This window comes from Streptomyces sp. NPDC034037, from assembly GCF_055575715.1.
Map to the genome: position 1 here is coordinate 946867 of NZ_JBVISC010000001.1, position 19708 is coordinate 966574.

Consider the following 19708-nt stretch of genomic DNA (forward strand, 5'->3'; position numbering starts at 1 on the left):
GATATCCGCGCGCAGCGCGGGACAGGGCGCGGGCACGACGGCCCGCACAGGCCACACGCCCACCTCTCGGCGCCGAGCCGCGAGGCAGAGGGCGGTACGGCCACCCCGGGAAGCGCCGAGCCCCCCGCAGGGGCGGCGCCCTCAGCCCAGGGCAGACCGCCCGGGGACCACCGCCCGCAGCTCACACAGGACCCGAGAGACGGCCGCCCCACCGGCGGCCCCCCTCCGCACCGCCGCCACCACATGCCGCCGAGGCCGATCCGCCGTGAGTTCCCGCATGGCGACGCCGTCCCGTCGTACCGTCGCCATCCGCGGGATCAGCGCCACGCCCATGCCCGCCTCCACCATCGCGAGGATCGCCGTCCAGCCGGACGCCGAGTGCGCCTGTTCCGGGGTGAAGCCGGCGCCTTCGCACGCCGCTCGGGTGATCTCCGACCAGGGGCCGCTGCCCCCGAAGATCCACGGTTCCGTGGCCAGGTCAGCCAGCCGCAGGCCGTCGGCCGCCGCGAGCGGGTGGTCGCCGGGCAGGGCCACGTCCAGGGGGTCGGCGACGAGGGACTCGCGGGTGAAGCGGGGGTCCGCGTCGGGCGAGGCCGGTGCCTGTACCGCGAGGGACAGGGCCACGTCGACCTCGCCGGCGGCGAGAAGCTCGTACGCCTCCGCCGCCTCGGTCTCCCGTACCCGTACGGAGATGCCGGGCGCCGCCACCCGCAGCGCCCGCACCGCCGGTACGACGAGTGCGGGCACGGCGGTGGAGAACGCCCCGACCCGCACCTCCCCCGCCTCGCCCTGCGCGTACGCCGCCAACTCGGCGTCAGCTTGCTCCAGTTGCGCGAAGACCGCCTCGGTGTGCCGCAGTACGAGGTGGGCCGCGTCGGTGAGCCGTACGCGGCGGCCGTGGGCCTCCAGGAGCGGTACGCCGAGCTGCTTGGCGAGGTTGGACAGCTGCTGGGACACCGCCGACGGCGTCATCCGCAGCACCCGCGCCGTCGCCGTGACGGTCCCCCGCTCACTCAACGTCCGCAGGATCTGCAGTTTCTTGATGTCCCACTCGCTCATGGGGCCAACGTACCGACCGGCCTGATCACCCGCCCCCACGGGCCGCTCCCCTACTTCGCGCGGGCCGCGCCGAGCACGACCCCGCCGAGGATCAGCCCCATGCACAGCCCCTGGAGCCACCCCATCGCCTCGCCGAGGAGCGCGAAGGAGAGCAGGGCCACGCAGACCGGCTGGAGGTAGTAGACGACGCCCGCGCGGGCCGCGCCGATGAGGGAGATGGCCTTGTTCCAGGCGAAGAAGGCGACCGCCGACGACACCACGCCGACGTACAGGAGCGGGGCGACCGTGCCGACGGCCGGCTCGAAGCCGCCCTGCACGGCGTAGCTGACGGCGTACGCGGGCAGCAGCATCAGCGCGCCGAGGACGAACGTCGCGAAGAGGAAGGGCAGTTGGCCGATCTCGGCGGGCTTGCGCTTGAGCAGGGCGCTGTAGGAGCCGAAGGAGAGCGCGGCCGCGATGATCCACAGGTCGCCGGCCGTGAGGTGCACGGCGAGGGAGCCGCCGCCGACCAGGAGCAGCACGCCGGCGCAGGCGACGAGCATGCCCGTCACGCGGCGCGCGCCGAGCCGGGTGCCGCCGATCCGCTCGTACACGGCCATGAGGACGGGCGAGGCGGCCATGATCATGCCCATGTTGCCGGCGCCGGTCGTCATGGCCGCCTGGTTCACCAGGGTGTTGTAGACGGTGACGCCCAGCAGGGCGGCGAGGAGCAGGAACCGCGGGTGCCGGCGGAGCAGGTTCCGCTGCCGCCAGGTCCGCCTGGCCGCGAAGGGCGCGACGGCGGCGATCGCGATGAGCCAGCGCCAGAAGGCGTGCTGCACGGGTGGGACGGTGTCGTGCAGGGCGCGGGAGGTGACGAAGCTGCCCGACCAGACGACCGTGGCGAGCGCCGCGAGGGCGAGCCCGGCCCCGAGGGGCCGCGTGCCGTCCGACCGGGCCTTCGGCCCGCCGTCCGGCGCGGCGGGAGGGGTCGCTCCGGTGGTGGGCGCGTTGGGTGCGGGGGTCCGGTCGAGGACGGCCACGAGGTATCCCTTTGCCTCTCTCCCCGGCGTCGCGGGGCGTCTCGGTCAGGTTCGACCCCACCGTCGCACCCGTCGACCCATCACGTCCATCGAAACTTTTCAGGATCTCCTTTAAGGCGAAGTGAACGATTGCGCTTCTGCGCGCATGCCAAAGGCCCGGTTCAGCGCCGCGTCACCATCACGCGTACATACGTACGCCCCGCGTACGCACGTACGCGGGACGGCGCTGAACCGGGCCCTCGGCCTGGTCTGTCCGATGGAAAGGCGGGGTGTCAGACCCGCTTCTGCTGCTTGCGGGACTTGTCGCCGATCATCACGAGACCCGCGATGACCAGGAACAGCACCAGGGGCGCCGCGACGTAGAGGCCGAGCGTTTCGACGACGCTCAGGCGGGGGGCCGGGTCGTCGCCGTCGTCGCGCGTGAGCGCGAGCGCGGGGGACGACATGAGCAGCATCATCAGCGTCGTGCCGGAGGCCAGGGCGCCGGCGCGCAGAGCGTTCTTCTTGTCCACGGTGCAAACGTAGCGAACTCCTAAACGGGGTGCGCGCCCGGGGGTGCCGTACGGAACGTGTCGCCCTCCTGCCCGGACCCCCGGAAGAGCGCCATCAGGGCGTGCAGGCGCGGGGAGGCGGCGAGGTCCTCCAGGGTGACGGGGCGTCCGCTCGCGTCGGCGATCGGCAGCCGCCAGTTGGGGTACTGGTCCCAGGTGCCCGGCAGGTTCTGCGGCCGGCGGTCGCCGACGGCGTCGGGCAGCCAGATGCCGAGCATGCGGGCCGGCGTGGCGAGCAGGAAGCGGTGCAGCGCGCGGACCTCGTCCTCCTCGCTGCCCATGCCGCCGGGCAGCATGCCGAGCCGGGAGAGCAGGCCCAGCCACTCGCGCACGTCGGCGGCGGCCTCGGACTCCTCCTCGGCCAGGGGGCGGGTCAGCAGGCCGAGGTCGTGGCGGAGCCGGACGTGCTCGCCGGTGAGGCGGGCGGCGGTCGGCGGCAGGTCGTGCGTGGTGACGGTGGCCACGCAGTCGGCGCGCCACTCGGCGGCGGGCAGCGGGCGGCCCGTGCCCGCCCAGTCCCGCTCGAACCACAGCACCGATGTGCCGAGCACGCCGTGTTCGCGCAGCGTCTCGCGCACGCCGGGCTCGACGGTGCCGAGGTCCTCGCCGATGACGAGGGCGTCCGCGCGGTGCGCCTCCAGGGCGAGGACGGCGAGCATCGCCTCGGCGTCGTAATGGACGTAGGTGCCCTCGGTGGGGTCGCGGCCCTCGGGGACCCACCAGAGGCGGAACAGCCCCATGACGTGGTCGATGCGCAGGGCTCCCGCGTGCCGGAGCAGTCCGCGCACGAGGTCGCGGTAGGGGGCGTAACCGGACGCGGCGAGGCGGTCGGGGCGCCAGGGCGGCAGGCCCCAGTCCTGACCGCGGGCGTTGAACGCGTCCGGCGGGGCCCCGACGCTCATGTGCGGCGCGAAGTGGTCCTGCTGGGCCCAGGCGTCGGCGCCCGCGGGGTGCACGCCGACGGCGAGGTCGTGCACCAGGCCGATGTCCATGCCCGCCTCGCGGGCGGAGCGCTGGGCGGTGGCCAGTTGGTCCTCGGTCAGCCAGGCGAGGCGGCAGTGGAAGTCGACGCGGGCCATCAGCTCGCGCCGGGCGCGGGCACTCTCCGGCGAGGACGGGTCGCGCAGGGGGGCGGGCCACGTGTGCCAGTCGGGGCCGTGGACCTCGGCCAGGGCGCACCAGGTCGCGTGGTCCTCCAGGGCGGAGCCCTGTTCGGCGAGGAAGGCGCTGTAGGCGGCGCGGCGGCCGGGGCCGAGGGGGACCTCGTGGAGCAGTTCGAGCGCCTCGCCCTTGAGGGCCCAGACCGCGTCCCGGTCGATCAACTCGCCGTCGCGCAGGACCCCGTCGCGCAGCCGGCCCGCCTCGCGGCGCAGCGCCTCGACGCGGTCGCGGGCGTCGTCCGGCAGATGAGCGAACTCGGGGACGGCCTCGATGCGCAGGTGCACGGGGTCGGGGAAGCGGCGGGAGGAGGGGCGGTACGGGGAGGGGTCGCTGCCGGGGCCGCCGGGAGGGTTCGGCACGGCGGCGTGCAGCGGGTTCACCTGGACGAAGCCGGCGGCCAGGTCGCGGCCGGACCAGGCGGTCAGCTCGGCCAGGTCGCCGAGGTCGCCCATGCCCCAGGACCGCTGGGAGAGCAGGGAGTACAGCTGGACGAGGAGGCCGTGGGCGCGGGTGGCCGGGGTCTTGATCCGGCGGGGGGCGGCGATGAGGTGGGCCCTCGCGGTCCGGCCGTCCGGGGTGCGTACAAGGAGCGTGTGCGCGCCCGGCGGTGGCGTGGGCCCGGGTCCCGGCTCGGCCTTCCCGCCGCCCCCAGGAACGGCAGGGGCAGGCGGGGCCTGGGGGGCCTGGGGGGCCTGCGGGGCCTGCGGGGTCTGCCACTCGTAGGTGGCGCCGGACTCCAGCTCCACCCGTACCCGCGTCCCCCGCGGCAGGCCCGCGAGGGGCGGGGCGGTGGGGAGGGGGGTGTCCGTCCAGGCGACGACCGTCGGGGGCAGCAGGCGCTCCGCCAGGTGGGCCTCGTGCGCGGCGAGGGCGGCGCGGACCGCCTCGGGGGTGCTCGCGTCGACGTCCAGCGCGGCGAGGGCCGCGACGACGGCGGCCTCGGAGGCCGGGACGGTGCGCCCCGGGGCCGGGGAGTAGGAGGTGGCGACCCCGTACGCGGCCGCCAGCCGGGAAAGGGTCATCAGACCCCCGAGGAGTCCAGGCCGGAGGCCATGCCGGTGGCGGTGGGCTCGCTGGTGAGCGGCGCGGCGTCGGCGAGGGGCGGTTCGCTGGTCAGGGGCGCGGCGTCGGCGAGCGGGGGTTCGCTGGTCAGGGGCGGTTCCAGGCAGCCGCAGGAGCAGGAGCCGTCGAGGCCCGAGTCGGGGCCGGAGACCTGGAGTGCGACGGCCCTCGGGGCCGGTCGCGAGACCTGGAGGGGGACGGGGCCGGGCCGTCGGACGGCGGGCACCTGTTTGGAGAGGGCGGAGAGGAGAAGGTTGGCGGATGCGGCCATGTGGGGGCTCCTTGTCAGGGGGCGGGTCACGGCAGCCCTACCCACTGCGCCGGGCCGCAGACCTCCAGGGTGCACCAACGTGACCCTGGTCACAATCGATGCCCCCGGACGGAAGTTGTCCCTCCGGGCCCCGCCCACCCCGCAAGAACAGACCCCCGGGCTCCCCCACCCCGGGAAGACGTCCAGCCCCCCGACACCCCGGGTCCCCCACTCCGACGCCCCGAACCCCGGCCCGCGCGGACCCCGGGTCAGGCGTCCAGAGAGGCGTCCGCGCAGGTGCCGGGCAGGCACCGGACAGGCACCCGGGAGGCATTCGTACGGGCGTTCACGCAGGTGCCGGGACAGGTGCCCGCGCAGGCGCAGAGGCGCGTCCCGCACAGGCGTCCGGACAGGCACTCGCCCGGGTGCAGACAGAGGTGCCGCCCAGACACTCGTACAGACGTCCACGCAGCCCCTCGTACGGACGCCCACCCACGTACCGACGCAGACGCCCGCTCGGGCCCCCAGGTGGCTGGCTCGGGGCGGCACCTCCCAGTTGCCGGCACAGGCCCCCGGCCCCGCCCCCACCTCCCCGTAGGTTCCGCGAAGAATCACCCCCCTCTTCTCCGCTCCCGTTGACACCTCCGCCACGTCAGTGATGGGCTCATTGCCGTACGTCACATCAGGGGCCCCACCGGTCCCGCCCAGAACAGGAGAGTGCGTGCAGGTGCGGCGCAGGAAGGGCGCGGTCGTCGTCGCGGTCGCCGTCGTCGCGAGTGTGCTCGGCGGTGCGCCCGGCGCCCTCGCGGACCCGGGGACGCCCACCGCGCCCGGGGCCACCTCCCCGGACCGCGCGGGCGGACGCGGGAACGGGGCGGGGGCCGTGCAGCCGTCCGTCTGGCCCCGCCCCCACGTGATGAGCCCCCGCAAGGGCGCCGTCACCGTGGGAGACGACGTCGCCCTGGTGACTGCGGGCGGCGACGAGGACGCCGATCCGTACGCCATGGACGCCTTGCGTGACCTCCTGCGGGACGCCGGCGCCCGCCGCGTCACCGAGGTGCGCGACGGCGAGCCGCTGCCGGCCGGCGGGACCCTCGTCGTGCGCGCCGGAGGCGCCGGCGCGGACCGCGCCCTGCGCGCCCTCGGCGCGGGCGACCGCGGCGACCTGCCCACGGGCGGCTACCGACTGGCCGTCGGCCGCGTCGACGGCCGGGACACCGTCGCCCTCGCGGGGGCCGGCGAGGACGGCCTCTTCCACGCCGCGCAGTCCCTGCGGCAGCTCACCGGCGGCGGCAAAGGTGCCCGCACGCTGCCGGGCGTCGTGATCCGCGACTGGCCCGGCACCGCCGTGCGCGGCCTGACCGAGGGGTTCTACGGCACCCCGTGGACGCGCGCCCAGCGGCTGGCCCAGCTCGACTTCATGGGCCGCACCAAGCAGAACCGCTACCTCTACGCCCCCGGCGACGACCTCTACCGCCAGGCCCGCTGGCGCGAGCCCTACCCGGCCGACCAGCGCGCCGACTTCCGGGCCCTCGCGGCGCGCGCGCGGGCCAACCACGTGACGCTCGCCTGGGCCGTCTCCCCCGGCCAGGCGATGTGCATGTCCTCCGACAAGGACATCAAGGACCTCAACCGCAAGATCGACGCGATGTGGGCGCTGGGCGTGCGCGCCTTCCAGCTCCAGTTCCAGGACGTCAGCTACAGCGAGTGGCACTGCGAGCGGGACGCCGGGACGTTCGGCACGGGCCCGAAGGCCGCCGCGAAGGCGCAGGCCCGGGTGGCCGACGCGGTCGCCGCGCACCTGGCTGCCCGCCACCCGGGGGCCGAGCCACTCTCCGTGATGCCGACCGAGTACTTCCAGGACGGCACGACCGCCTACCGCGCGGCCCTCTCGGCCGGCCTGGACCGCCGGACCGAGGTGGCCTGGACGGGCGTGGGCGTGGTCCCCAAGACCATCACCGGACGCGAACTCGCGGGCGCCCACGCGGCGTTCGGCCCGCACCCGCTGGTGACGATGGACAACTACCCCGTCAACGACTTCGCGCAGGACCGCGTCTTCCTCGGCCCCTACACCGGCCGCCAGCCCGCCGTCGCCACCGGCTCGGCCGCCCTCCTCGGCAACGCCATGGAGCAGCCCGCCGCCTCCCGCATCCCCCTCTTCACCGCCGCCGACTACGCCTGGAACCCGCGCAACTACCGCCCGCACGCGTCGTGGCTCGCCGCGATCGACGACCTGGCGGGCGACGACGCGTCGGCGCGGGGCGCGCTGCGGGCCCTCGCGGGCAACGACGCCTCGTCCGTGCTCGGCGCCCGCGAGTCGGCGTATCTGCGCCCCCTGATCGACGGCCTGTGGCGCGCCCGCGAGAGGGCGGACCGGGCGACGGTCGACCGGGCCGCGCGGCGGCTGCGAACGGCGTTCGGCGTGATGCGCCGGGCGCCGCGGCGGCTGGCCGGCACCGCGCTCGCCGGCGAGGTGCGCCCCTGGATCGACAAGCTCGGCCGGTACGGCGCGGCCGGTGAGGCCGCCGTCGACATGCTGCGCGCCCAGTCGCTGGGCGACGGCGCCGCCGCCTGGCGCTCGGCGCGCGAGCTGACGGCACTGCGCAAGGAGCTGCGGGCCAGCGCCGTCACCGTCGGCAAGGGCGTCCTCGACCCGTTCCTGGCGCGGGCCCACAAGGCGTACGCGGCGTGGGCGGGGACCGACTCCGGGCGGGCCTCGGACGGCACGCGGGCCCGCTTCGGCCGCACCCGCGCGCTCACGGCGGTCACCGTCCTCACCGACCCCGGCGCGAAGGGCGACATCGAGGTGCGGGTGCCCGGCGGGGGCTGGCGGCGCGTGGGCGCCCTTGCCCCGAGCGGCTTCACGGAGCTGCGCCTCGGCGGGAAGGGGCGCGGGGACGCCGAGAAGGGCGTGCGCGCCGACGCCGTCCGGGTCACCGGAGCTGAGACCGGGGCCGGGGCCGAGGGGGCGGTCCACCACCTCGTGCCCTGGTACGCCGATTCCCTCGCGCTCTCCCTCACCCCGGCCCGCCCCGAGACCGACGCGGAGATCGGCGGTGCGGCGCGGCGGGTCACGGTCACGCTGCGCTCCCTGCGCCCCGGTGACCTGCGCGGGCGGCTGCGGGTGACGGCGCCGGACGGGATCGAGGTGCGGGTGCCGGGGTCGACGACGCTGCCGCGCGGCACGGACGTCGAGGTGCCGCTCGACATCACCGTCCGCGCGGGCACGCGTTCGGGGACGTACGAGATCCCCGTCGAGTTCGGTGGCGAGCGGCGCACGGTGACCGTCCGCGCCTGTCCGCGCACGGCGGGCCCGGATCTGGTGCGCGGCGCGAAGGCCTCGTCGTCGGGCGACGAGACGGAGGACTTCCCGGCATCGGCCGCCGCCGACGGCGATCCGGCGACGCGCTGGTCCTCGCCGGCGAAGGACGACGCGTGGTGGCGGGTGGAGTTCGCGGAGCCGGTCCGGCTGGGCCGGGTCGAGCTGCGCTGGCAGGACGCGTACGCCGACCGGTACCGGGTGCAGACGTCGGCCGACGGCAGGACGTGGCACACGGCGGCGACCGTGCGGGACGGCCGGGGCGGGCGCGAGGTGGTCCGCCTGGACGCGCCCGGGACGCGCCACCTGCGTATCCAGGGCGAGAAGCGGGCCACGCGCTTCGGCTACTCCCTCTGGTCGGTGGCGGCGTACGCGGTCGCCGACGGGCGGTGACGGCCGCGCACACCCCCCGCTCGCCGCACACGAACGCCCGTACGAGGAGGGCCCGGATCGCCGGCTAGGCGGAGATGCCGTCGATCCGGGCCAGCGCGTCGTCCGCGCCGAACGGCTGCAGGTACGGCAGCCAGCGCGGATCGCGGTGTCCGGTCCCGATGATGCGCCAGGCGAGCCCCGAGGGCGGCGCGGGTTTGTGCCGCAGCCGCCAGCCCAGCTCCATGAGGTGCCGGTCGGCCTTGACGTGGTTGCAGCGGCGGCAGGACGCCACCACGTTGTCCCAGGCGTGGCGGCCGCCCCGGCTCTTCGGAATGACGTGGTCGACGCTGGTTGCGACGCCACCGCAGTACATGCACCGACCGCCGTCGCGGGCGAACAGCGCCCGTCTGGTCAGCGGGACGGGCCCCCGGTAGGGGACCCGGACGAACCGCTTGAGGCGGACCACGCTGGGTGCGGGGACGGTGCGCTTCTCGCTGTGCATGAAGGCGCCGGACTCCTCGAGGCAGAGAGCCTTGTTCTCCAGGACGAGGACGAGCGCGCGGCGGAGCGGTACGACGCCGAGCGGCTCGTACGACGCGTTGAGGACCAGGACATGCGGCACGGGTGCCTCCTTGTACGCCGGCGGCGCGTGGCTCGCGCCGGGACGATCCGGCTGTCAGTCTCCCCTCATGCCTGGTCGCGGCGCCACCATGTGCCGGTAACGGGCTCGAAGTGTTTTCGACCACAGGGGCGCCGCACCGGCACGTCACCTGGTTCCTGCCCAGGTGAGCACCGTCTCTCCCTCGAACATGACGACGATCCGCACACAATGCCCCGTTAGTGTGGTGGGTCTGCCCGGTTCCCCCGGTCCCACGTCGATGACATCTTCTCCGCCGGGCAGGCCGCGATACCTGGAGGTACCTGCCGTGCTCTTGTCCGTCCTGTCGGCAGCCGGAGCGGACCCGGACGACACCCCGTCCCCGACGCCGAAGCCCCCCTCGTTCGAGGACGCCCAGGAGAGCGCGGGGAACGCGGCGAGCTGGGTCGAGCAGAACTGGTCCACGTGGCTCGGCATCGGTCTGCGGATCGTGCTGATCCTCGCGATAGCGGTCGTCCTGCGCATCCTGGTCCGGCGTGCCATCACCAAGCTCATAGACCGCATGAACCGCACGGCGAACGCCGTCGACGGCACGGCGCTCGGCGGGCTCCTGGTGAACGTGGAGCGGCGCCGCCAGCGCTCGCAGGCCATCGGGTCCGTGCTCCGCTCGGTGGCGTCGTTCCTGATCCTCGGCACCGCGGCCCTGATGATCCTCGGCGCCTTCGAGATCAACCTCGCCCCGCTGCTCGCCTCGGCGGGTGTGGCGGGCGTCGCGATCGGTTTCGGTGCCCGCAATCTCGTCACGGACTTCCTCTCCGGCGTCTTCATGATCCTGGAGGACCAGTACGGCGTCGGCGACTCGATCGACGCGGGCGTCGCCTCCGGCGAGGTCATCGAGGTCGGTCTGCGCGTCACCAAGCTGCGCGGCGAGAACGGTGAGATCTGGTACGTGCGCAACGGCGAGGTCAAGCGCATCGGGAACCTCTCCCAGGGCTGGTCCACGGCGGGCGTCGACGTGACGGTCCGTTCGGACGAGGACCTGGACAAGGTGCGGGCGACGCTGGCCGAGGTCGGCGAGGCCATCGCGAAGGACGAGCCCTGGAACGAGCGCCTGTGGGGCCCGGTGGAGATCCTCGGCCTGGACAGTGTGCTCCTGGACTCCATGGTGGTGCGCGTCTCGGCGAAGACGATGCCGGGCCAGTCCCTGGGCGTCGAGCGCGAGCTGCGCTGGCGCATCAAGCGGGCCTTCGACGAGGCGGGCATCCGCATCGTCGGCGGGCTGCCCGCCCAGCCCGCCGAGGAGCCGGGCGCGGACCCGGCGGCGGGCGTCGCCGCCCCCTCCGCGTACGCCTCCACGACCTCGCCCCAGTCCCTGGCGACGGCGCCGATCACCCCGCCGCCGAACCTCGCGAAGTAACCCGCCCCTCCCCGCGTCGATGGGGGCGCCCGGAGATTTCTCCGGGCGCCCCCATTTTGCGTTTCCGATAAAGCGCGATTGCCTGTCGGCGGAATTGACAGGGAGCATTCGATATGCCCTTGCCGCCCTTTCCGCACTTGCGAAAGAGGGTATTTTCTGCCCTCGGAGATTCCATTGACAGGGGTCGCGAATTTGCTTACGGTCCCGTCGCATCAGGTTTCCGCCGAGCGCTCCCGAGGACCTTCATGACCGATTCCCCCGCCCTGCCGAAATCCAGACAGCAATTGATTCTCGCCGTACTCATGCTGTGCTCACTGCTGATCTGGCTGGACAACACCATCCTGAGCACGGCCCTGGAGACGCTGGCGGACCCGGTCCGCGGGCTGGACGCCGGACCGGCCGCGCTGCAGTGGGCCACCGGCTCGTACACCCTGACCTTCGCCACCTTGATGTTCACCGCGGGCGCGCTGGGCGACCGCTTCGGCCACCGCACCGTGCTGGTCGGCGGCCTCGTCGTGTTCGCCGGGTCCTCGGTGTGGGCGGCGTACGCGGGCGACGCGGGGCAGTTGGTCGCCGCCCGGGCCGCGATGGGCGTGGGCAGCGCGCTGATCATGCCCGCCAACCTCGCCCTCCTGATGTGGACCTTCACCGGTCCCGCGCGGACCACCGCCATCGCCGTCTCCTCGGCGGCCACCGGCGTCGGAATGGCCGCGGGACCGGTGCTCGCGGGGGTGCTCCTGGAGCATTTCTGGTGGGGCTCGGTCTTTCTGGTCAATGTCCCGGTCGTCGCCCTCGCGCTCGCCGGAGTCGCCCTGCTGGTGCCGAATTTCCGCAGCCCCACCCGGCGCCCCCTCGACCCGGCCGGAATGCTGCTGTCGATCAGCGGACTCTCGGCGCTGGCCTATGGGCTGATCCGGGCGGGGCAGGTGGCCGCCTGGGAGCGTGCGGACGTCTGGGCGCCGATCACCCTCGGAATGGTCCTGCTGACCGTCTTCGTCCGCGTCGAACTGCGCGTCAAGGCGCCCAGCTTTGATCCCCGGCTGCTCGCGCGCCGGGCCTTCGGCGGGGGCAACGCGGCGCTCGGCCTGCTCCTGTTCGCCGTGACCGCCGCCACCTTCTACCAGGCGTTCTATTTGCAGGGCGCCCGTGGCTACACGCCGATGGAGGCGGGCCTGGCCGGTCTGCCCACCGCGGTCGGCGCCACCCTCGGGGCGACCGTCGGCGCGCGCCTGGTGCGCCGCTGGTCGCTGCTCCTGGTCACCGCGCCCGCGCTGACCGCCGCCGCGCTCACCATGGGCGCGTACGGGCTCCTTGGGCCGCGCACCCCGCTGGGGTGGATCGAGGTCCTGCTGTTCTGCCAGGGCCTCGCCGTCGGCACGGTGATCGGCCCGGTGTCGGCGGCGCTGATCGGCTCCCTGCCGCTGGAGCGGGCCGGCGCCGGGTCGGCCGTCACCAACACCGTGCGGCAGACCGGCAGCGTGATCGGCATCGCGGTCGGCGGCACGATCATGTCGATCGCCTATCAGCGCGCGATCACCCCCTCGCTGGGCGAGGTGCCCGGACCGGTGCGGGAGCAGGCGCGGGTCTCCGCCGAACAGGCCCGGCACGTCGCCGCCGCGGCCCACCGGCCGGCCCTCGCCCACGCCGCCGACGACGCCTTCCTGCACGCCATGCACGTCGGCGCGGTCTGGATCATGCTCGTCGCCCTCCTCGGGGCGGCCGTCCTGGCCTTCGCCCTGCGCCCGGCCGCGGACCCCGCAGGCCCCACCGGCTCCACCGGTTCCGCCGGTCCGGAGCGGCGGGCGGCACGGGAGGAGGGGGCCGGGGCAGGGGAAGGGACCCCGGCGGCGGAAAGGGCTCCGGCAGGGGAAGGGGCCCCGGCCGGGGAGGCGATCGGCCCCTGACCAGCGCGGCCCCACGCATCGCACCGCCCCCGCAGGTAACGACTTGGTTGCCGCGGGGGCGTCCGCTATTGACGGCTCATTCACGCCAGCCTTACCGTCCTCACCAATTGGAAAGTTTCCTAACAGTTAGCGGCCACCGAGAGGCAGCCACCGAGAGGCAGGTGTCGTCATGGCGGGAGGCACCCCGGGGACCCCGGGCACGCCGCGCGTCCTGCGCGCGATGAACGACCGGGCCGTACTCGACCTCCTGGTGGCCCAGGGACCGCTGACCCGCACCCGCATCGGCGAACTGACGGGCCTGTCCAAGCCGACCACCTCCCAGCTCCTCGGCCGCCTCGAGGCCGCCGGACTCGTGCACACCACCGGCAGCCTCAGCGGCCGCCCGGGACCCAACGCGCTGCTGTACGAGATCGACCCCGCCGCCGGGCACGTGGCCGCCCTGTCCGCCGACCCGACCGGCATCACCGCACAGGTCGCCGACATCACCGGCACCATCCTCGGCACGGAGCGCGTGGAGGCCGAAGCCGTCGCCGAGGACGTCCGCCACCGCACCGCCCAGCTCGTCACCGAGGCCGTCGACGGCGCGCTGCGCGAGGCGGGCCTGCGCCACGAGGACCTGCGGGCCGCGGTGATCGGCACCCCCGGCGCCATCGACCCGCAGAGCGGCCAGCTGCGCTACGCCCCGCACCTGCCCGGCTGGCACTCCCGCACCCTGCGCGACGACCTCGCCGCGGTGCTCGGCACCCCCGTGGCCATCGAGAACGACGTCAATCTGGCCGCCGTCGCCGAGCAGTACGAAGGCGCCGCCCAGGACCACGACAACTACGTCCTGACCTGGCTGGACGAAGGCGTCGGCGCGGCCATCGTGCTCGGCGGCACCCTGCTGCGCGGCGCCACCGGCGGCGCCGGCGAGATCGGCTACATGCCGCTGCCGGGCGCCCCGCTCGCCCAGGGCGGCCCCGCCGGCGACGGCGGATTCGAGAGCCTGGTCGCCGCCGAGGTCGTCCGCGGCCTCGCCGGCCCCGGCGCCACGCTCGCGGACGTCTTCGCCGACGACGCCCTCCTCGCCGAGGTCGCCCGCCGCATCGCCACCGGCATCGCGGCGGTGGTCGCCGTGGTCGACCCGGAACTCGTCGTGCTGTCCGGCTCGGTGGCCCAGGCCGGCGGCGACACGCTGCGGGTCCTCGTCGAGGAGGAGCTGACCGGACTCGCCCTGCCCCGCCCCCAGATCCGCGTCAGCGAGCTGGCCGGCGACCCGATCCTCACCGGCGCGCTCCGCTCGGCCCTCACACAGGCCCGCGACCAGGTATTCGACACGGCCTGAGCCCCACACCCGTACGGACCACACCTCCCCCTCCCCTCCGCAAAGGAAGTCCGCCATGCCGCGATGGCGCATGACCACCCGCGCGTCCGCGGCGCTCGCCGCAGCCGGTCTGTTGCTCGCCGGCTGCGCCAACCCGAGCGTCGGCAGCGCCCACGACGACCCGACCGAGCCGGTCACGCTGACGTTCTGGCACGGCTGGGCGACCCCCGGCGAGGTCAAGGCGGTCAACGAGAGCATCGAGCGGTTCGAAGAGCTGCACCCGAACATCAAGGTGCGCGCCACGGGCAACGTCTCCGACGCCACCGTCAACCAGGCCCTGCGCGCGGGCGGCGACAAGGCCCCCGACGTCGTGTCGTCGTTCACCACCAACAACGTCGGGCAGTACTGCGACTCGGGGATGTGGGTCGACCTCGACCCGTTCTTGAAGAAGAGCGGCGTGGACAAGAAGAAGGTCTTCCCGAAGACGCTGCTCGACTACACCAGCTACGAGGGCAACCAGTGCGCCCTGCCGCTGCTCGCCGACGCCTTCGGCATGTACTACAACAAGGACGCCTTCAAGAAGGCCGGCGTCGAGCGGCCGCCGCGCACCATGTCCGAGTTCGAGCGGGCCGCCAGGAAACTCACGGTGCGCAGCGGCAAGGACTCGTACCGGCGGGTCGGGTTCATGCCCAACTTCCGGCTGTACCAGAACAGTCCGGACCGCCTCTTCGCGCAGTGGGGGCCCACGTACTTCGCCGAGGACGGCACGTCACGGTTGGCCGAGGAGCCGGCGACGTACAAGTTCCTGAAGACCGCCCGTCAACTCGCCGACGCGCAGGGCGGCTTCGACGACCTGGAGAAGTTCCGGCTCACCTTCGGCGACGAGATGTCGAGCCAGAACGCCTTCCTGACGCAGAAGATCGCCATGCACCTGGACGGCGAGTGGCGCGGGCTCATGCTCAAGGACGCCGAGGCGGACTTCGACTGGGGCGTCGCGCCGCTGCCCGTGCCCGACGACCAGGCGGACACCTACGGGCGCGGCTTCATCACCGGCACCGTCGCCGGCATCGCGCACAGCAGCAAGCACCAGAACGCCGCGTGGGAGCTGGTGAAGTTCCTGACCACGGACACGGACCAGGTCGTGGACTTCGCCAACGCCATCCACAACGTGCCGTCCACGTACGCCGCGCTGAAATCGCCGCGCCTGGACGCCGACCCGACCTTCCGGGCCTTCTTCGAGATCCTGCGGAACAAGCACAGCAAGGCCCTGCCGCCCTCCACCAACGGCGGCGCGTACGTGGTCTCGCTGATGGACTTCGCCTACTCCGCCGAGGCCGGGCGCGTGCCCGACCTGCGCGCGGGACTGAAGAGGCTCGACGACCAGATCGACGCCGACACGCTCCAGTCGAAGAGCTGAGGACCCCCACCCATGGCACTGTCCCTCTCCAACCCGGCGCGCCGCAGACTGCGCACGCTCGGCTTCCTGTCCCCCTGGCTGGTCGGCTTCAGCGTCTTCTTCGCGTATCCGCTGCTCGCGACCGTGTACTTCTCGTTCATGCACTACAACCAGATCAAGGAGCCCACCTTCGTGGGCCTCAGGAACTGGCGGTACGTGTTCGAGCAGATGCCGCTGTTCGGGCCCGCCCTGTGGAACACCCTCTGGCTCGTGGTGGTCATGGTGGCGCTGCGGGTGGTCTTCGGGCTCTCGCTCGGGCTGCTCGTCACGAAGATCAAGACGGGCGTCGGCCTCTTCCGCACCGCCTTCTACCTCCCCTACCTGGCCCCGCCGGTGGCCGCCACCGTCGCCTTCGTGTTCCTGCTCAACCCGGGCACGGGCCCGGTCAACGAAATCCTGGACGCGATCGGCGTCACCGCGCCCAACTGGTTCAACGACCCCGACTGGGCCAAGCCCTCGCTGGTGCTGCTCTCCCTGTGGGGCATCGGCGACCTCATGGTCATCTTCATGGCCGCGCTGCTCGACGTCCCCAAGGAGCAGTACGAGGCGGCGGACCTGGACGGCGCCGGGGCGTGGGCGAAGTTCCGCTACGTCACCTGGCCCTCGATCACGCCGATCGTGATGTTCGCGGTGGTCACGGGCGTCGTGCAGACCATGCAGTACTACACGCAGGCCCTGGTCGCGGGGAAGGTCGCCTCCGGGGTCAACGTCGGCCCGGGTTCGGTGATCCAGCCCGGCTACCCGGAGCACTCGACCCTCACGGTCCCCCAGCTCGTCTACTCGATGGGCTTCCAGAACTTCAACACCGGCGCCGCGTGCGTGCTCTCGCTCGTGCTCTTCGCCATCGCCATGGCCGTGACCACGCTCCTGATGCGCAAGCGCTCCGGGCTGCTCGCGGCGGAGGACTGAGGACTCATGACGACCACGACCCTGACCGCGCCACCGGCCGCCGGCCGCACCGCCCCCCTGCGGGGCCCCGCCGCCGCCCGCGCCCGCCGCAGGCGGACCCTGCACTGGATCGCCGTCCACAGCGTGGCCATCGCAGTGGCCCTGCTGTTCGTCCTGCCGTTCGTCTTCGTCTTCCTGACGTCGGTGATGAGCGACTCCCAGGCGATGAGCGGCGACCTGTGGCCCGACACCTGGCACTGGTCCAACTACAAGACGGTGTTCGACACCCCGGGTTTCCTCGACTGGTGGCGCAACTCCCTGCTGTACGCGGGCCTCGGCACCCTCTTCACGGTCTGCTCGGCAATACCCGTGGCGTACGCGCTCGCCAAGTTCCGCTTCCGCGGCCGGCGCACCGCGATGATGCTCGTCATCTCCACGATGATGCTGCCGCCGCAGGTCATCGTGATCCCCATGTACCTGGTCTGGGCCCAGCAGCTGCATCTGTCGGGCACGCTGTGGCCGCTGATCATCCCGATGGCGTTCGGCGACGCGTACTCGATCTTCCTGCTGCGGCAGTTCCTCCTCACCATCCCCAAGGAGTACATCGAGTCCGCGCGGATCGACGGCTGCGGCGAGTTCCGCACACTCGTCAAGATCGTCGTACCGATGGCCAAGCCGGGCATCGCCGCCATCGCGCTCTTCCAGTTCTTCTACTGCTGGAACGACTACTTCGGGCCGCAGATCTACGCGGCCCAGAACCCCGGCGCGTGGACACTGAGCTACGGCCTGGAGTCCTTCAAGAGCGCCCACAGCGTCAACTGGAACCTGACCATGGCCGCGACGCTGCTCGTCATGGCGCCGGTCATCGTCGTCTTCTTCTTCGCACAGAAGGCCTTCGTCGAAGGCGTCACCCTCACCGGAGTAAAGGGCTGAGACACGCAATGAAGCTCGCAGTGGTCGGCGGAGGGTCGACCTACACACCCGAACTCATCGACGGATTCGCCCGGTTGAGGGACACCCTGCCGATCGAGGAACTGGTCCTCGTCGACCCGGCCGCCGACCGTCTCGAACTCGTCGGAGGCCTCGCGCGGCGCATCTTCGCCAAGCAGGGCCACCCCGGCCGCATCGTCACCACCTCCGACGTGGACGCGGGCGTCGCCGACGCCGACGCGGTCCTGCTCCAGCTGCGCGTCGGCGGGCAGGCGGCCCGCCAGCAGGACGAAACGTGGCCCCTGGAGTGCGGCTGCGTCGGCCAGGAGACCACCGGCGCCGGCGGCCTCGCGAAGGCGCTGCGCACCGTGCCGGTCGTCCTGGACATCGCCGAGCGCGTCCGGCGCGCCAACCCGGACGCCTGGATCATCGACTTCACCAACCCGGTCGGCATCGTCACCCGGGCGCTGCTCCAGGCCGGGCACAAGGCCGTCGGCCTGTGCAACGTCGCGATCGGCTTCCAGCGGAAGTTCGCCAAGCTGCTGGACGTGGCGCCCGCCGAGGTGCACCTGGACCACGTGGGGCTCAACCACCTCACCTGGGAGACCGGCGTACGTCTCGGGGGCCCCCAGGGCGAGGACGTCCTGCCCCGGCTCCTGGAGCGGCACGGGGCGGCCGTCGCCGAGGACCTGCACATGCCGCGCGAGATCGTCGACCGGCTCGGCGTCGTGCCCTCGTACTACCTGCGCTACTACTACCAGCACGACGCGGTGGTCGAGGAGCTGCGGACCAAGCCGTCGCGGGCCGCCGAGGTCGCCGCGATGGAGCGGGAACTCCTGACGATGTACGGCGACCCCGCGCTCGACGAGAAGCCGGCGCTGCTCGCCCAGCGCGGCGGCGCCTTCTACTCGGAGGCGGCGGTCGACCTCGCCGCGTCCCTGCTCGGCAACGGCGGCAGCCCCCACCAGGTGGTGAACACCGTCAACAACGGCACGCTGCCCTTCCTGCCCGACGACGCGGTCATCGAGGTGCAGGCCGCGGTGGACGGCTCGGGCGCCCGGCCCCTGCCCGTGCCCCGCCTCGACCCGCTGTACGCCGGGCTCGTCGCCCAGGTCACCGCGTACGAGGACCTGGCCCTGCGGGCGGCGCTGCACGGCGGCCGCGACCGCGTCTTCAAGGCGCTGCTCGCCCACCCCCTGGTCGGGCAGTACGCGTACGCCGAGACCCTCACCGACCGCCTGCTCGCCCACAACCGGGAGCACCTGGCGTGGGCGTAGGCGGGAGCGTGCTCGCGATCGACGCGGGCAACAGCAAGACCGACGTCGCGGTGGTCACGGCCGACGGGCGGGTCGTCGGCGCGGCCCGCGGCGGCGGCTTCCAGCCACCCCGCGTCGGCGTCGAACCGGCCGTGGACGTGCTCGCGCGGGCGGTGGGCGCCGCGCTCGCCGAGGCGGGCACCGACACGGTCGACCACGTCTCGGCGTGCCTGGCCAACGCCGATCTGCCCGTGGAGGAACGGGAGTTGGCGCTGGCGCTCGGGCGGCGCGGCTGGGGCACGTCCGTGGACGTGCGCAACGACACCTTCGCGGTGCTGCGCGCGGGCCTGTTGGAGGACGCGGAGCCGCGGGGCGTCGCCGTGGTGTGCGGGGCGGGCATCAACTGCGTGGGCATGCTGCCGGACGGGCGCACCGCCCGCTTCCCCGCGATCGGCCGGATCTCCGGCGACTGGGGCGGGGGCGGCGGGCTCGCCGAGGAGGCCCTGTGGCACGCGGCGCGGGCCGAGGACGGCCGGGGCGGGCCTACCGCGCTGCGCGTGGCCCTGCCCGGGCACTTCGGGCTGCCGTCCATGTACGCGCTCATCGAGGCGCTGCACCTCGGGCACATCGCCCCCGCCAGGCGGCACGAGCTGACGCCGGTGCTCTTCGCGACCGCGGCGGCGGGGGACGCCGTGGCGCGTTCCCTGGTGGACCGGATGGCCGACGAGGTCGTCGCGATGGCCACCGTGGCCCTGGACCGGCTCGGCCTGCTCGACGAGGAGGCGCCGGTGGTGCTGGGCGGCAGCGTCCTCGCGGCCCGCCACCCCCAACTGGACGACCGGATCCGGTCGTTGCTCGCGGAACGCGCCCCCAAGGCGGAACCCCGGGTGGTCCTCGCCCGCCCGGTGCTCGGCGCGGCCCTCCTCGGCCTCGACCGGACGGGCGCGCCCCCCGACACGCACGCCCGCATCCGCGCCCACTACGAGGACGCCCCACACGGGCGTTAACGCCCCTTTCCCACCCGCCCGCGCCGAGCGCGCGGGCGGGAATCACCCCGGCCCAGGCCCACGCCGTATGCGCGGGGGCCTGCCCCCCCGGCCAAGTCCCCGCGCGCCAGCCCCCCGTCGCCGCGCGCGGGGCGGGAGCCAACCCGGCCCAGG

At 73.7% G+C, this 19708-nt stretch carries 15 protein-coding genes; 9 read left to right on the forward strand and 6 right to left on the reverse strand.

Annotation, left to right across the window (positions count from 1 at the left end; translation table 11 throughout):
* Positions 1-141: 141 nt before the first annotated feature.
* The 5 genes from ACZ516_RS04260 to ACZ516_RS04280 form a co-directional block, all read right to left on the reverse strand.
* Positions 142-1059 carry a LysR family transcriptional regulator gene (locus tag ACZ516_RS04260; RefSeq protein ID WP_469008379.1) on the reverse strand — a complete coding sequence of 306 codons (918 nt, stop codon included), beginning with the start codon at positions 1057-1059 and terminating at the stop codon, positions 142-144.
* 50 nt (positions 1060-1109) lie between these two features.
* A complete protein-coding gene (locus ACZ516_RS04265; protein ID WP_469008381.1) occupies positions 1110-2081 on the reverse strand; it encodes a DMT family transporter in 972 nt (323 codons plus the stop codon).
* Positions 2082-2353: 272 nt separating this feature from the next.
* The gene (locus tag ACZ516_RS04270) at positions 2354-2593 is read right to left on the reverse strand and encodes a hypothetical protein (protein ID WP_358590184.1); all 240 of its coding nucleotides are present in this window, start codon (positions 2591-2593) and stop codon (positions 2354-2356) included.
* A 20-nt stretch (positions 2594-2613) separates the two neighbouring features.
* Positions 2614-4815 carry a 4-alpha-glucanotransferase gene (gene malQ / locus ACZ516_RS04275; protein WP_469008382.1) on the reverse strand — a complete coding sequence of 734 codons (2202 nt, stop codon included), beginning with the start codon at positions 4813-4815 and terminating at the stop codon, positions 2614-2616.
* Positions 4815-5126 (reverse strand): hypothetical protein, encoded by a 312-nt coding sequence (locus ACZ516_RS04280; protein ID WP_361075762.1) that lies wholly within the window; start codon positions 5124-5126, stop codon positions 4815-4817. Before ACZ516_RS04280 ends, malQ begins: the two co-directional genes overlap by 1 nt.
* A 700-nt stretch (positions 5127-5826) precedes the next feature.
* On the opposite strand from ACZ516_RS04280, the gene ACZ516_RS04285 reads away from it, so the two are divergent.
* A complete protein-coding gene (locus ACZ516_RS04285; protein ID WP_469008384.1) occupies positions 5827-8817 on the forward strand; it encodes a beta-N-acetylglucosaminidase domain-containing protein in 2991 nt (996 codons plus the stop codon).
* Positions 8818-8881: 64 nt separating this feature from the next.
* On the opposite strand, the gene ACZ516_RS04290 is transcribed toward ACZ516_RS04285, so the two are convergent.
* Positions 8882-9418, reverse strand: a complete 537-nt coding sequence (locus ACZ516_RS04290; protein WP_358589312.1) for an HNH endonuclease — start codon at positions 9416-9418, stop codon at positions 8882-8884.
* 256 nt (positions 9419-9674) lie between these two features.
* Here ACZ516_RS04290 and ACZ516_RS04295 point away from each other — a divergent pair, with 256 nt between their 5' ends.
* The 8 genes from ACZ516_RS04295 (at position 9675) to ACZ516_RS04330 (ending at position 19555) form a co-directional block, all read left to right on the forward strand.
* Positions 9675-10811, forward strand: a complete 1137-nt coding sequence (locus ACZ516_RS04295; RefSeq protein ID WP_361075768.1) for a mechanosensitive ion channel family protein — start codon at positions 9675-9677, stop codon at positions 10809-10811.
* 245 nt (positions 10812-11056) lie between these two features.
* A complete protein-coding gene (locus tag ACZ516_RS04300) occupies positions 11057-12715 on the forward strand; it encodes an MFS transporter (RefSeq protein ID WP_469008386.1) in 1659 nt (552 codons plus the stop codon).
* Between the two features lie 169 nt (positions 12716-12884).
* Positions 12885-14039, forward strand: coding sequence for an ROK family transcriptional regulator (locus tag ACZ516_RS04305; protein WP_469008387.1), 1155 nt, complete (start codon positions 12885-12887; stop codon positions 14037-14039).
* Between the two features lie 55 nt (positions 14040-14094).
* Complete coding sequence (locus ACZ516_RS04310; RefSeq protein WP_361075777.1) at positions 14095-15435, forward strand: ABC transporter substrate-binding protein; 1341 nt, start codon at positions 14095-14097, stop codon at positions 15433-15435.
* 12 nt (positions 15436-15447) lie between these two features.
* Positions 15448-16383: a carbohydrate ABC transporter permease gene (locus ACZ516_RS04315; RefSeq protein ID WP_358589323.1), complete on the forward strand. Its 936-nt coding sequence runs from the start codon at positions 15448-15450 to the stop codon at positions 16381-16383.
* Between the two features lie 6 nt (positions 16384-16389).
* Positions 16390-17295 (forward strand): carbohydrate ABC transporter permease, encoded by a 906-nt coding sequence (locus tag ACZ516_RS04320; RefSeq protein ID WP_358699470.1) that lies wholly within the window; start codon positions 16390-16392, stop codon positions 17293-17295.
* 8 nt (positions 17296-17303) lie between these two features.
* The gene (locus tag ACZ516_RS04325; RefSeq protein WP_469008389.1) at positions 17304-18569 is read left to right on the forward strand and encodes a 6-phospho-beta-glucosidase; all 1266 of its coding nucleotides are present in this window, start codon (positions 17304-17306) and stop codon (positions 18567-18569) included.
* The gene (locus tag ACZ516_RS04330; protein ID WP_469008390.1) at positions 18560-19555 is read left to right on the forward strand and encodes an N-acetylglucosamine kinase; all 996 of its coding nucleotides are present in this window, start codon (positions 18560-18562) and stop codon (positions 19553-19555) included. The genes ACZ516_RS04325 and ACZ516_RS04330 overlap by 10 nt, the downstream gene beginning before the upstream one ends.
* Positions 19556-19708: the final 153 nt, after the last annotated feature.